Here is a 14,250-nt window from a genome sequence, read left to right on the forward strand (position 1 = left end):
ATGAAGAAGATATTTGTACTGACCGTTTTGTTATTTTTAAACTATTCTTATACAATAGCACAAATTTTACCTGGAACACTTGATGTATCTGGAATGCCTAGTTTTATTCAAACTGTTGATGATGTAGTTTTGGAAGCGGGTGCTGATGATACCACGGTAGGATTTGAAAGTAATTTTGATTCGACTATAATAGGATTTGTTTTAGATCCACGTTCCTTTCCTCGTATTTCTTCTGCATTAAATTGTGAAGCTAATGTGTACCGTTATAGTGTTTATATCAACACTCTTAATGCTCCTGCCAATGTAATTCTTGAAGCCAAAACATCATTCAACAGTGGACAACGTTTCCCTGCAGTAAGTATTTATGATGGCTCTCCTATTCAACCCTTAGGACCCAGAGATTTAACCCCCTCTAATGGTGGTAATTATATTGTGGTGCCTAATAATGCTTCTCAAGCCATTAAAATAATGGAATTTGTAGGGTGTAGGACTGATATTCCAATCCAATTTCGCATTAAACCCAGCGCTTTAACTCCTGCAGGAACCCATAATTTTGAAATAAATTATACCGTGACTGCAAGCTTAACGTTGTAAAATACTCGGTAGTTATTGTACAGTTAAGTACTTTAATTATAAAACAAAAAATGCTTCCCTTTCAGGAAGCATTCATTTTATTGCAGAGAGGAAGGGATTCGAACCCTCGATATGTTACCATATACACGCTTTCCAAGCGTGCGCCTTCAGCCACTCGGCCACCTCTCTATTTGGTTTTGCAAATAACACTAAAATAATTGAGTTAAGAAAATAAATCGAACTTATAATGCAATTTCGCCTCGCAATGAAGTTTCAAAAATAGTCTTGAAATCTTTAACTGCAATATCATGTCCCAATAAATACATTAATTTAGTAATAGCGGCTTCTGTAGTAATATCTTTTCCAGAGATAACACCTATTTCTTTCAATACAGTACTGGTTTCATATTGTCCCATATTAACACTACCACCAGAACATTGGGTAACATTAATTATATATAACCCCTCTTTAATTGCTTTTCGCATTAAGTTTAAAAACCAGTCTTCGGTTGGTGCATTTCCTGAACCATAGGTTTCTAACACTATTCCCTTTAATCCTTTAATCGATAGAATTCCTGATAAAACCGTTTCACTCATTCCTGGAAACATCTTAATGATAGCTACATTTGTATCCATTTTTTTATGGACTTTTAATGGCTTTTTTTCGCTAAGAGGCAAAAACAATTCTGGATATAATTTTAAATGCACACCTGATTCTACTAATTCTGGATAATTAGGCGAAGTAAAGGCTCTAAAATGTTCAGCATTAATTTTTGTGGTACGGTTTCCACGGTATAATTTATATTCGAAGTACAAACATACTTCACTAATTACCGGCTTATCATCTTCTAATAAAGAAGCTATTTGAATAGCTGTAATCAGGTTTTCTTTAGCATCTGTACGTAAATCACCTATCGGAAGTTGGGATCCAGTAAATACTACTGGCTTGTCTAAATTTTCCAACATAAAGCTCAAAGCAGAGGCCGAGTACGACATTGTATCTGAACCATGCAGTACTACAAAGCCATCAAAAGAAGCATAATTTTCTTCAATAATCGTGGCAATAGTACACCATTGTTCTGGATTCATATTCGAAGAGTCAATCGGATCTTCAAAAGAATAGGTTTCAATGGCACAGTCTAGCTGTTTTAATTCGGGTATTTTTTGCAATAATTTATTGAAATTAAACGCCTTAAGAGCACCTGTTTCAAAATCTTTGCTCATCCCAATAGTACCGCCGGTATATATTAATAGAATGTTAGCTTTTTTGCTCATTTTTATATTTCAATTTATTGAAAACAGGATTAGCATACATGTCTAAAATTCCTTGCAAAGCAACTGGATTTTCGCCATCTATTCTCATCTCCAATCTACGTTCGAATAACGATTTTTCGTTTTCGGTATATAAGTAGGCGTATTCATTAGTTTTATTGACTATATCGTAAGCAATATAGTTAGTAGGCCATAGCTTATAATTTTTCAACACAGAGTCATCAATTACTTGCGCTAAAGCTTGTATTTGTTTGTTTGAATTTTGAAATTCATCTTTAATCAAATCAATCTCCTTGTCAAGAACATCTCCTACGTGAATATGGATCTTTTTCTTTTGTCCCATTATTCCACTCAATAAGGTCATGAAATCTTCATTCTTGTCCTTTACATATACTTCATTATTGGCTTCTGCCATTAACTGCGGAATCTTTAGCACATCTGTTGGGTCATATTCATAGGAAATAGAAACGGGAACCACTTTTATTTTCTTAAAATAATCCATCAAGTTAGCCTCATCAGATCCCATGGCTAACATCTTAAGAACCCCTGGATTTGTAGCATCATTACCGTCCTTAGTTCTACCTTCTCTTTGGGCAATCCATACAGAACGGTTTTCATGTTGTGTTAAGTGCCCAATATATTCTGATAGTAATTTAGAGCTTTGTAACATTTCACGAGGCGTTAGTCCTCTTTGAACCAGAAAATTTCGGTTCATTTTTGCTAAGGTATTCAAGAAATCTTTCTTTACTAGATTGTCTCCAATTGCTGAAGCAGTCATAACCATTCCATGTTCAAACAACGACACATTCAATAAAGTCGTATCTAAGACAATATCTCTATGGTTAGAGACAAATAAATAAGCTTCGTTTTTCTCAAGTTTATCAAAACCAGAAGTAGTCAATCCTTCAGAGCTTTTTTCTAACACTTTTTGAATAGTGTGGTATATAAAATTACACTGAAAATCACGTATAGAATGTGTTTTTCTTAGTTGATCTTTCCAGGCATCGTCAGCCAAATCTGGAAATGTAAAGTTCATCATCGCTTTCATCATCGGATGATTAATTACATTTAAGATGGCGTCATTTATCTCTGAATCATAAAATGGCCGAATAGCGTCAAATTTTTGCATTTTGGTTATTTTAGGTGGCAAATGAACAAAAAAAATATCAAATTATGATGAATTCAGTACTTAAATACTAAAAATTACTTTGGAGTTTTCTGTAGTCACAGCTGCAATTTCTTCTTCTGAACACTGATAGATAGTCGCCAGTTTACTAACAACAAGCGGTAAGTAACTACTCTCATTTCTTTTTCCTCTAAAAGGAACTGGTGACAAATAAGGCGCATCCGTTTCTAATACAATATGTTGTAAATCAATCTTACTTAAAAACTGATCGATCTTTCCGTTCTTAAAAGTAGCTACTCCTCCAATCCCTAATTTCATATTATAGGATATCGCTTGCAAGGCTTGCTCATAAGTTCCTGTAAAACAATGAAAAATACCAAACAAATCATCCCCTTTCTCCTCCTCTAAGATTGCAAATATCTCATCAAACGCTTCACGGCAGTGGATAACAAAAGGTAATTTATATTTTTTGGCTAATTGAATTTGTTGTCTAAAAGCAGTTTGCTGCTGCTCCAAGTAAGTTTTATCCCAGTACAAGTCAATGCCAATTTCTCCTACTGCATAAAACTTTCGTTTGGCCAGTTCATCTGCTACGTGCTGTAATTCCTCTATGAAATTTTCTTTGACATACGTTGGGTGTAAACCCATCATCAGGAAAACATTATCAGGATATTTATCCGCTAAATCATACATAGACTGTGTGCAACTTGAATCTATCGCAGGAATAAAAAAGCGAGAAACACCAGCGTCTAACGCTCTTTGCATCATTTCATCACGATCTTGATCAAATTCTTCAGAATATAAATGGGTATGCGTATCAGTAATCATCATCCTTAATCATCATTTAAGCTACAAAACTAAACTATTAGCCAAAGATTAGCAAAGAACAGCAGTTCTCTAAGCGAGTAAATTCTAAAATCTTGCTGTATCTTTGTGAAAACGCTTTGCACTTTTGCTAAACATATAATTACTGAAACGAATTTAGCTTCAATGGAACAACTTCAAAATGTACTTAAGGAAAACAACTATAAAAGGATAAAATTCAAGATTACTAAAACACAGCATCTCTTAATTCATGCTAAAATTAATGGTATAAAAGGAGATTTCATACTAGACACCGGAGCTTCTAACAGTTGTATCGGGTTTGAAAGTATTGAATTTTTTAAGCTTGAAGCAAAAGAATCTAGTACGAAAGCTTCGGGAGCAGGAGGCTCAGGAATGTTAACACAGACAGCACGAAATTTAAAGCTGCAATTGGGCTACTGGAAAAGTTCGGATATTGAATTAGTCATCTTTGATTTGTCGCATGTCAATGAAGCATTAACGCAATATAAATCAAGAGCTGTTCATGGCATTATAGGTGCAGATGTATTAATGAAAGGGAAAGCAATCGTAGATTATTACAATCATTACTTATATTTATTAGCCTAACTTTTCTTTAAAAAATTATTTAAAACAACACATTTGAAACCAAACAGCACAGTAATAGGGGTATTGATAGGTTTACTATTTTTTTCATGTGGTGCTGGCGAAACTATTATGACTAAACCAGAAAAACAGCCTATTAATTTTTCAGCAAAAGTATCTAAAAAACCTACCAGTAAGTTTTGGGATTTTAAAGACTTAAGTGGCTGGAAAGATGCTACGCAATCTGGAAGTATCAATTACCATATAAAAAATGAGCAGTTAAAAATTTATACTCGTGCCAACACTTGGGATCGTTCTAAGGTAAAAACGACATCAACTTATAGTACTGGTATTTATACTTGGCGCATCTTCGTTCCTGAAATGGGAGTTGGCGACATGGCAACCATTGGTGCCTTTTTATACAATAGTAACAATCACGAATTGGATTTTGAAATAGGCTATGGCAAGCAAGTTTATAGAACAGAACTAGATGCAGCCATGGATGATCTTATTGTCCATATGACGTCTCAAGATAATCCTAGCAAATCTTTCAAAGCAAAGATAAAAAGAGGACAGTGGCACACTTTTTCGATAGAATTAAGTTTAAATCCAAGTCGGCATTACAACGTGAACTGGAAAATCAACAATGAATTAGCTGCAACAGCGCAACTGGATTATGGACTCAAAAAGAAGTTTGCAATTTTTTGCAGTGTGGAAAACCTAACCTTCATTGGCGATCATATACCCAAAAAGCAAAACTATGCACTTTTTGATTCAGTAGAATATACGACTAACTAAAAAATCCCGCTAGATTGCTCAAGCGGGATTTAAATTTTCCTTCATTTGAAAGAAATAATAGTATTACAATTCAAATGCTTTTTTAGGATTGTTGTCTAACAATAATTCCATTGGGTTTTCTAAAGCTTCTTTAACAGCTACTAAGAAACCTACAGACTCACGACCATCGATGATTCTGTGGTCATAAGACAAAGCAACGTACATCATTGGGTGAATTTCAACCTTACCATTTACAGCAATCGGACGCTCAATTATGTTGTGCATTCCTAAGATTCCTGACTGTGGAGGATTAATGATAGGTGTAGACAACATAGAACCAAATACACCACCGTTAGTGATGGTAAATGTTCCACCTGTCATATCATCAACAGTAATTTGTCCATCACGTGCTCTGATTGCTAATCTTTTGATATCAGCTTCTACACCTCGAAACGTTAAATTCTCAGCGTTACGAACCACAGGAACCATTAAACCTTTTGGTCCTGATACTGCGATCGAGATATCACAGAAATCGTAAGCAATTTTATAATCACCATCCATCATCGAGTTTACGTCTGGATATAATTTTAAAGCTCTTGTTACTGCTTTTGTAAAAAATGACATGTATCCTAGACCTACACCACCGTGTTTTGCTTTGAACTCATCTTTATATTGATTACGAATCAAGTTGATAGGCGTCATGTTTACTTCGTTGAAAGTAGTTAACATAGCCGTTTCGTTTTTTGCAGCAACTAAACGTTCTGCTACTTTACGACGCAACATTGATAATTTTGTACGCTCTTGACCACGGCTTCCTCCTGTAGGAGTTCCCATTGACGGTACAGCATTTACAGCATCATCTTTAGTTATTCTACCATCTTTACCTGTTCCTGTTACAGAGGCAGGAGCGATATTTTTTTCGTCTAAAATTTTTCTTGCTGCTGGAGACGGAGTTCCTGAAGCATAAGTTGCTGCTGGAGCCGCTGCTACCGGAGCTGGAGCTGGAGCCGCTTTTGGAGCTTCAGTAGCTGCTGCTGGAGCCGCTGCTGCCGGAGCAGAACCTTCTGGTTTTGCTGCTGCTGTATCAATATGACAAACTACTGCCCCTACTGCTACTGCATCCCCTTCTTCAGCTTTTAATGTGATAATTCCGCTAGCTTCAGCAGGTAATTCTAAAGTTGCTTTATCAGAGTCAACCTCAGCAATTGCTTGGTCCTTTTCTACATAATCGCCATCTTTAACTAACCAAGTTGCTATTTCAACTTCTTTTATAGATTCCCCTGGTGATGGGACTTTCATTTCTAAAATCATCTTTTTTTTGTTTAAGGTTTGCATTGTTTAAAGTTCAAAGTGCCTGTAGGCAACTTTAAACCTTAAACTTTAAACTAATTTTTTATCTAAATAAATCTTTATCAAATACCATTTTAATTGCATCCGCGTGACGGCGTTTTGCTCTTGTATAACTTCCTGATGCTGGCGCTGAATAGGCTTTTAAAGAAGCTAATCTCCATTGTACCAAGTTGAAATTCATCAACATATAGCTATAAGCTCCCATGTTTTTTGGTTCTTCTTGTGCCCACACATAATCATCGGCATTAGGATACAATGCGATGATCTCTTTTAGTTGTTCCACTGGCAAAGGGAACAATTGTTCAATTCTAACCACAGCAACATCTGTACGCCCGTTGTTTTCTCTTTCGGCAGTAATATCATAGTAAAACTTACCTGTACAGAAAACCAAAGTTCTAACATCGGCCTTATTTACTGTCGCATCATCAATAGTTTCTTGGAAACTACCATTTTCTAATTCTTCAATTGTTGACACACACCTTGGATCACGTAACAAACTCTTAGGTGTAAACACGATAAGTGGCTTGCGGAAGTTGGTCTTCATTTGTCTTCTTAACAAGTGAAAGAAGTTCGCTGGAGTAGTACAATCAGCAACAAACATATTTTGTCTTGCACACAGTTGTAAATAACGTTCCATTCTAGCCGAAGAGTGCTCAGCTCCTTGCCCTTCATATCCGTGAGGTAACAACAGTACGATTCCGTTTTGATTGTTCCATTTATCTTCTCCACAAGAGATATACTGGTCAATCATAATTTGAGCTCCATTGGAGAAATCTCCAAACTGTGCCTCCCAGATAGTTAATGTATTAGGGTTTGCCAATGCATAACCATAATCAAATCCAAGTACTCCATACTCAGACAATAGTGAATTATAGATATTAAAGTTTCCTTTTTTACCTTCTAAGTTATTGATTAGAACAACTTCTTCTTCAGAGTCTTCAACTTTCACAACCGCATGACGGTGAGAGAAAGTTCCACGCTCTACATCTTGTCCTGAAATACGAACATCATATCCTTCTTGTAATAAAGATCCGTAAGCCAAATGCTCAGCCATTCCCCAATCTAATTTATTAGTATCAAAAAACATTGTTTTTCGATCGTTGATTAGTTTTTGGATTTTATTAATAAATTTTTTGTCTGATGGTAAATTACAAACTGCATTTGCTACTTGAGTCAGTCCTTCTTTAGAGAAAGAAGTATCTACTTTTTGTAACATTTGCTTATCAGTAACCTGTTCAAAACCTAACCATTCGTTTTTCATGAATGGCGTAATAATAGTCAAATCTTTTTTACGAGAAGCTTCTAAATTAACCTCCATGTTAGATTTGTATTCTTTCTCAAGACCGTTTACATAGGTAGCGTCAATAACGCCATCTGATAATAACTTCTCAGCATAAAGGTCTCTAGGATTTTTATGTTTTGCAATTATTTTATATAAAACAGGCTGCGTAAAACGCGGCTCATCACCTTCATTATGTCCGTATTTTCTATATCCTAATAAATCAATAAATACGTCACGACCAAACTGCATTCTGAAATCCAATGCAAATTGCATGGCATGAACAACAGCCTCAGCATCATCTGCATTCACATGCAATACAGGCGATAGAGTTACTTTAGCCACATCCGTACAATAAGTAGAAGAACGTGCATCAAGGTAATTGGTTGTAAAACCAACTTGATTGTTAATTACAATATGAATAGTACCTCCCGTTTTATAGCCATCTAACTGTGCCATTTGGATAATTTCATAAAGAATACCTTGTCCTGCAATTGCAGCATCACCGTGTACAGCGATAGGCAACACTTTAGAGAAGTCATTTGGGAAATATTTATCTTGTTTTGCTCTAGTAATCCCCTCGATAACTGCTCCCACTGTTTCCAAGTGAGAAGGGTTAGGCGCAAGATTAATATTGATTTTTTTACCCATACTTGTTATTTTATCAGCTGTTAAACCAAGGTGGTACTTAACATCTCCATCAAAATATTCTTTATCGTAATCTTTACCATCAAACTCTCCAAAGATATCTTGAGTTGATTTACCAAAGATATTCGCTAAAATATTTAAACGACCACGGTGTGCCATTCCCATTACAAATTGCTCCACTCCTTTCTCAGCAGCTTTTTCAATTAATATATCTAATGCGGGAATAATAGATTCACCACCTTCTAATGAGAAACGTTTTTGACCTACATATTTAGTATGCAAGAAATTCTCAAAAGAAACTGCTTGATTTAATTTGTTTAAAATCGCTTTCTTTTCCTCTGCCGAAAAATTAGGTTGGTTATCATTAACCCCAATTTTATCTTGAATCCATTTTACGATTTCTGGTTTTCTGATATACATATACTCCACACCAATGTGCTGGCAGTAAATAGTATCCAGATGTTTTATAATGTCTGTTAAAGTACAAGGTGCAATCCCAATAATTTTGGCCGCATCAAAAACAGTATTTAAATCTGCTGATGAAAGTCCAAAATTAGTAATATCAAGATTTGGCTCAAAAATCCTTCTGTCTCTTACAGGATTTGTTTTAGTAAACAAATGTCCGCGAGAACGGTATCCTTCAACCAGTTTTAATACGTTAAACTCTTTTTGAAGTTTTTCAGAAATTTGAGAGTAGTCAACTGTTCCTGAAACCTCATTGACTATTTGTTGAACCGGATTTTCTCCGTTATAAGTTTCCATTCCAAAGTCAAACCCCTGAAAGAAACTTCTCCAGCTTGGCTCTACGCTATCTGGATTCTCTAAGTACTGATCGTATAATTGTGCAAAAAATTCTGTATGTGCTGCGTTTAAAAATGAAAACCTATCCATAATATTTAGTGAATATACTTTTTGTTAAAATAGTTTGGCAAAAGTACAATAATCCACTAAATTTACATTTACTTTTAAATACTTTTATGTGTTAAAATGTTAAAAAACAAAATACTTATGAGAGAAAAGCACTTTAAAAGCACTTTAAAATCTGTTTTAGTTGCACTAATTCTATTTTCTTATTGTAATATAGTCGCACAACAACAGCCTCTTAACTACAAATCTAAAAGTGATTTCTGGCAAAAAGTACAATTTGGAGGTGGTATTGGACTAGGATTTGGTTCTGGCTACACAGATATATCCATCGCTCCAAGTGCCATTTACAATTTCAATGAATATGTTGCTTTGGGTCTTGGCGCCCAATACAGTTATGTAAGCCAAAAAAATTATTATGACTCTCATTTATATGGTGGAAGCATCATTGCTTTGTTTAATCCCATTAGAGCAATCCAACTTTCGGCAGAGCTAGAAGAACTAAGAGTAAACGTCAATTTAGACGGTTCGAATAGTGATTCACAAAGTTTTTGGAATACGGGTTTATTCATTGGTGCTGGTTATCGAACTAATAATGTTACGATAGGTGTGCGTTACAACGTACTGCATGATGACGATAAAAGAGTATATAGCGATGCTTTGATGCCTTTTCTAAGAGTCTATTTTTAATAAAAATTACTTATACTTATTTCTAAACCACACTTTTTGCCATTCCCTTTTTAAAATTAAAAAAGAAACTTGTTCTGCCAGCATAACAAGATCAGACCCATCAAGTTTTTTTATTTCACTTTCTGAAACATCTATAATATAAAGCAGATTTAAATATTCAGCAAATTTATACTGTATCAAGCGGTAAATCTTTTCATGTAGCTGAATCTTCAATTCTTCAGGAGAAATACTTCTAGGGAAATCAATACCTTCATTAGCCAAATTAAAATCTTTATTAATTTGTTCAATCAAGCTAAGGTATAATGACTCGCTTTCTGCTTCAGAAAGTAATAGATCTGTATTTATAGGCGCTATAAACATATATTATTTTTTTGACTGCATTCCTTACTGTAAAAGATTAATTCCATTACTGAATTCCATTTTTCACCTACTAAACAGTCATTTGTTCTATACTTTTCGACCCATTAAGTTTTCACCAAATGTTCTTAAAATTTCTTTTTTATCATCTGCAACATTCATCTTACTTAAGGTATCAAAAGCTTTAAAAGTATACTCCTGAATAGCATCTTGAGTGGCCTTTGAAGCGCCAGATGAATTAAAAATCTCTTTTACTCTAGTTATTTTAGCTGAATTCTCTTCGGGATGAATGGCAAACATTTGCTTGAGCTCAACCGCAACATCATTAGAAGAAAAAGCGAGGGCTTTTAAATACAAATAGGTTTTTTTATTTTCGATTATATCCCCTCCCACTTGTTTTCCAAAAGTTTCTGGATCACCAAAAGCATCAAGATAATCATCCTGTAATTGAAAAGCCAAACCTAAGTTCAAACCAAATTCATAAATGAGATTAGCATTTTCTACCGAAGTTTCAGCAACTATAGCGCCCATTTTCATAGCAGCAGCTACTAATACAGCAGTTTTATATTCAATCATTTTGAGATATTCAGCGATCGTTACATCATCACGAGTCTCAAAATCAACATCCCATTGTTGCCCTTCACAAACCTCAAGTGCCGTTTTACTAAACAACTTAGCCAGCTGCATGAACACTACTGGTTCATATTGTTCAAAATATTGGTAGGCTAAAATTAGCATAGCATCACCAGAAAGAATTCCAGTATTAGTATCCCATTTTTCATGCACAGTAGTATGACCACGACGCAATGGCGCCTCATCCATAATATCATCATGAACTAATGAAAAATTATGAAAAACTTCTACCGCCATTGCTGCAGGTAAAGCTTTTTTATAATCCACATTAAATATTGCAGCACTCATCAAAGTTAAAACAGGACGCATTCTTTTACCTCCCAGATTTAAAATATAAGCTATCGGTTCGTAAAGATTTTTAGGTTCTTTAGTAATTGATTGTGTTTGCAGGTATGAAATAAAAAATTCCTGATATTGATCAATGGCATGCATAATTAATTTTTCGGCTAATTTACAGCATTCACTGATGATTACAAACTCGTTATCTTAATGAAATGTTAAAAAAATAAAATACCATGGAAACTATTTTAGTATTCAAAGTTTCCGTCATACATTTGCAGTCGAAATTTAACATTATTAGATTCAATTACTATGAATGCAACTCTACCTAATCCCACCATAAAATGGACCATTGATTCCAATCAATCTGATGTTTTAATTAAAGCAAGACATTCCATAATTGCTTACATAGCCGGTTCTGTCAACAAATTTAAAGGACATATAGCGATACATGAGGAGGAATTAGAAGATGCATCAATTGAATTTCAGCTAGATGTTAAAAATACAGAAACGCGATTAGACCAAGTTGACACTACATTAATCCTGAATGACTATTTAGATATAGAGCGCTTTCCCTCAATAACTTTTAAATCAACATCCTTTCAAAAAATTAGTAAAAACATTAATTTCTTAAAAGGAAATTTAACCATCAAGAATATCACTAAAGTGATCGAACTTGATGCGGAATTAATAGGAATTACTACCTATGAAGGAAAGCAAAAAGCACTATTTGAAGTAACGGGACAAATTAACCGTAAGGATTTTGACCTCACTACTAATGCTTACAATCAAACTTCTGGCATCGCATTAGGGCAAGATATTAAATTGATTGCTAATTTAGAATTTGCCTTATAATTATATTGGAATATTAAGTAAACATTAAATCACTTTAAATTATATGGAAACTAAACTAGTGTTAAAAGTTTCTACTATACATTTGCCAAATTATAACAATAATACTAAAAATGACGGCTTTTTATTCTTACAAAGAATTAACTAAACAGCTCATCAAAGAAACTTCCGGTTAGGAATTTTTATTTGTAAAATTAAGAAACATGAAAGAGAAAATTATATCAAAAGCTAGTGAAATGTTTTTAAAACTTGGTTTTAAGAGCATTACCATGGATGATATTGCAGGGGAAATGTGTATTTCAAAAAAAACAATTTATAAATATTTCTGTAATAAAGAATTACTAATTGAAGAAAGCACTAATACGATTCACAGGGAGGTTCATGAAATTATAGATCAAATTATTTCAAAAAATTATAATGCAATCGAAGAGAATTTTGAAATTAGAAAAATGTTTAAAGAGATGTTTAAATCCTCAGACACCTCGCCTGTTTATCAATTAAAAAAACATTATCCGGAGATTTACGAAAAAGTAATTGATAGAGAAATTAATGAATGTAATTCCGTTTTTAAGAAAAATATTGAACAAGGAATAAAACAAGGATTGTACCGTAAAAACATCAACACAGAAAACTACACTAAATTTTATTACAATCTTATTTTTAGCATTAAAGGAAGTACCAGCTCTGAAAAAGAAGGACAACAATTAGAGCTTGAAATATTAGAATATCATACAAGAGCCATGGCGACTCAAGAAGGAATTATTGAACTAGAAAAACACTTACTAAACCTTACAATATAATGAAGAAACTTATTCTAATAACATTCTTGACTCTGGGTATTACTGCTCATTCACAAGAAGTAACATCGTTAACGCTGAAAGAGGCGATTAATTACGCATTAGCAAATAAATCTGATGCTAAAAAAGCAAAACTTAAAGTAGAAAATAGCGAATATCAAATACAAGAAGTTCGTTCTAGAGCCCTACCTCAAATTACAGCTAATGGAAGTTTGACTTACAATCCTATTTTACAAACCACTTATATTGATGGTGGCTCATTTGGCGGAGAACCTGGGACTACTATTCAGGCTAATTTTGGTCAAAAATGGAGCTCAACAGCTGGAATTTCCTTAACTCAAAATTTATTTGATCAATCAGTATTTACTGGTTTAAAAGCCGCAAAAACAACTAGAGAATTCTACCAGATCAACGAACAGTTAACTGAAGAGCAGGTAATTGAAAGAGTCGCTAATAATTATTATGCGGTATATGTACAAAGACAAAACCTTACCGTTCTAGACAGCACGTTCAACAACACTACGAAGGTTAAAAATATTATTAAAGGACAATATGATAATGGTCTGGCAAAAAAAATAGATTTAGATAGGATTTTAGTAAAAATATCAAATATCAATACACAACGCCAACAAGTATTAAACGCGGTTCAACTTCAAGAAAATGCACTGAAGTTCTATATGGGTATGCCTATTGAAACTAAAATTGTTATTCCGCAAGCTGAATTTGAAGTAACTCCAGCAGTTTTTGCTGAAACGCCAAACACGGAAACAAGAACAGAATACTTGTTAATGAAAAAACAAGAGCAACTTTTAGAATTTCAAAAGAAATCAGTGATCGCAGGATATTATCCTACACTTTCATTATCTGCTGGATACAATTATATTGGACAAGGACCTAAAATGCCTTGGGGAGCTAAACCATCTGATGGCGTTTACTGGTCTGATTTCTCTTCTATAGGATTAAATCTAAGAGTACCTATTTTCTCTGGTTTTGACACTCGTTCAAAAGTTAGAAAAGCTGATGTTGAGTTGCGCTCTATTCAAGAAGATCTGATTGACACTAAGTTGTCTCTTGATTTGGCTTTCGCCAATGCTAAAACGCAGATAGACAACAGTGTCATTACTATTAATAATCAAAAAAGCAATGCACAACTTGCACAAGAGGTACTAAGCAATACTAAAAATAATTACATCCAAGGATTAACTTCTTTGACTGACTTATTAGATGCTGAAAATGCATATACTGAAGCTCAAAACAATTATACTGCGGCAGTATTAGATTACAAATTAGCCGAAATTCAATTAATCAAATCAAAAGGAGAACTAAAAACACTTATAAATAACTAAT

Annotated in this window: 14 protein-coding genes and 1 tRNA gene; 7 read left to right on the forward strand and 8 right to left on the reverse strand. The window is 34.1% G+C overall.

The annotated features are described in order from the left end of the window. A complete protein-coding gene (locus ACEN2K_RS00225; RefSeq protein WP_441757300.1) occupies nt 1–594 on the forward strand; it encodes a hypothetical protein in 594 nt (197 codons plus the stop codon). A gap of 83 nt (nt 595–677) precedes the next feature. On the opposite strand, the gene ACEN2K_RS00230 is transcribed toward ACEN2K_RS00225, so the two are convergent. The 4 genes from ACEN2K_RS00230 to ACEN2K_RS00245 form a co-directional block, all read right to left on the reverse strand. Further along, nucleotides 678–762, reverse strand: a tRNA-Ser gene (locus tag ACEN2K_RS00230). 53 nt (nt 763–815) lie between these two features. Further along, nucleotides 816–1,847, reverse strand: a complete 1,032-nt coding sequence (locus ACEN2K_RS00235) for an asparaginase (RefSeq protein WP_441757301.1) — start codon at nt 1,845–1,847, stop codon at nt 816–818. Continuing rightward, nucleotides 1,831–2,973 carry a 1-acyl-sn-glycerol-3-phosphate acyltransferase gene (locus tag ACEN2K_RS00240; RefSeq protein ID WP_441757302.1) on the reverse strand — a complete coding sequence of 381 codons (1,143 nt, stop codon included), beginning with the start codon at nt 2,971–2,973 and terminating at the stop codon, nt 1,831–1,833. Before ACEN2K_RS00240 ends, ACEN2K_RS00235 begins: the two co-directional genes overlap by 17 nt. A 60-nt stretch (nt 2,974–3,033) precedes the next feature. Continuing rightward, the gene (locus ACEN2K_RS00245; protein ID WP_441757303.1) at nt 3,034–3,801 is read right to left on the reverse strand and encodes a TatD family hydrolase; all 768 of its coding nucleotides are present in this window, start codon (nt 3,799–3,801) and stop codon (nt 3,034–3,036) included. Nucleotides 3,802–3,960: 159 nt separating this feature from the next. Here ACEN2K_RS00245 and ACEN2K_RS00250 point away from each other — a divergent pair, with 159 nt between their 5' ends. Both ACEN2K_RS00250 and ACEN2K_RS00255 read left to right on the forward strand, forming a co-directional pair. After that, entirely contained in the window at nt 3,961–4,401 is a 441-nt protein-coding gene (locus ACEN2K_RS00250; protein ID WP_441757304.1) for a retropepsin-like aspartic protease, read from the forward strand. 33 nt (nt 4,402–4,434) lie between these two features. After that, a complete protein-coding gene (locus ACEN2K_RS00255; RefSeq protein ID WP_441757305.1) occupies nt 4,435–5,175 on the forward strand; it encodes a hypothetical protein in 741 nt (246 codons plus the stop codon). A gap of 63 nt (nt 5,176–5,238) precedes the next feature. On the opposite strand, the gene odhB is transcribed toward ACEN2K_RS00255, so the two are convergent. Together odhB and ACEN2K_RS00265 are read right to left on the reverse strand one after the other, a co-directional pair. Beyond that, on the reverse strand, nt 5,239–6,465 hold the full coding sequence (gene odhB, locus ACEN2K_RS00260) for a 2-oxoglutarate dehydrogenase complex dihydrolipoyllysine-residue succinyltransferase (RefSeq protein ID WP_441757932.1): 1,227 nt from the start codon (nt 6,463–6,465) through the stop codon (nt 5,239–5,241). Nucleotides 6,466–6,547: 82 nt separating this feature from the next. Beyond that, nucleotides 6,548–9,322: a 2-oxoglutarate dehydrogenase E1 component gene (locus ACEN2K_RS00265; protein WP_441757306.1), complete on the reverse strand. Its 2,775-nt coding sequence runs from the start codon at nt 9,320–9,322 to the stop codon at nt 6,548–6,550. A 117-nt stretch (nt 9,323–9,439) separates the two neighbouring features. Between ACEN2K_RS00265 and ACEN2K_RS00270 the strand changes: the two genes are divergently transcribed. Further along, complete coding sequence (locus ACEN2K_RS00270) at nt 9,440–9,985, forward strand: hypothetical protein (protein WP_441757307.1); 546 nt, start codon at nt 9,440–9,442, stop codon at nt 9,983–9,985. A gap of 6 nt (nt 9,986–9,991) precedes the next feature. Here the strand turns inward: ACEN2K_RS00270 and ACEN2K_RS00275 are convergent, their stop codons facing one another. Both ACEN2K_RS00275 and ACEN2K_RS00280 read right to left on the reverse strand, forming a co-directional pair. Next, nucleotides 9,992–10,345: a hypothetical protein gene (locus ACEN2K_RS00275; protein WP_441757308.1), complete on the reverse strand. Its 354-nt coding sequence runs from the start codon at nt 10,343–10,345 to the stop codon at nt 9,992–9,994. 87 nt (nt 10,346–10,432) lie between these two features. Beyond that, nucleotides 10,433–11,407, reverse strand: coding sequence for a polyprenyl synthetase family protein (locus tag ACEN2K_RS00280; RefSeq protein WP_441757309.1), 975 nt, complete (start codon nt 11,405–11,407; stop codon nt 10,433–10,435). 159 nt (nt 11,408–11,566) lie between these two features. On the opposite strand from ACEN2K_RS00280, the gene ACEN2K_RS00285 reads away from it, so the two are divergent. The 3 genes from ACEN2K_RS00285 to ACEN2K_RS00295 all read left to right on the forward strand — a co-directional run bounded on the left by ACEN2K_RS00285 (nt 11,567) and on the right by ACEN2K_RS00295 (nt 14,249). Further along, the gene (locus ACEN2K_RS00285; protein ID WP_441757310.1) at nt 11,567–12,109 is read left to right on the forward strand and encodes a YceI family protein; all 543 of its coding nucleotides are present in this window, start codon (nt 11,567–11,569) and stop codon (nt 12,107–12,109) included. A gap of 200 nt (nt 12,110–12,309) precedes the next feature. Next, complete coding sequence (locus ACEN2K_RS00290; protein WP_441757311.1) at nt 12,310–12,906, forward strand: TetR/AcrR family transcriptional regulator; 597 nt, start codon at nt 12,310–12,312, stop codon at nt 12,904–12,906. Then, a complete protein-coding gene (locus ACEN2K_RS00295) occupies nt 12,906–14,249 on the forward strand; it encodes a TolC family protein (RefSeq protein ID WP_441757312.1) in 1,344 nt (447 codons plus the stop codon). Before ACEN2K_RS00290 ends, ACEN2K_RS00295 begins: the two co-directional genes overlap by 1 nt. The last annotated feature ends 1 nt before the right edge of the window (nt 14,250 follow it).

The sequence above is a fragment of the Flavobacterium sp. W21_SRS_FM3 genome (assembly GCF_052113625.1).
Taxonomy (GTDB): domain Bacteria; phylum Bacteroidota; class Bacteroidia; order Flavobacteriales; family Flavobacteriaceae; genus Flavobacterium.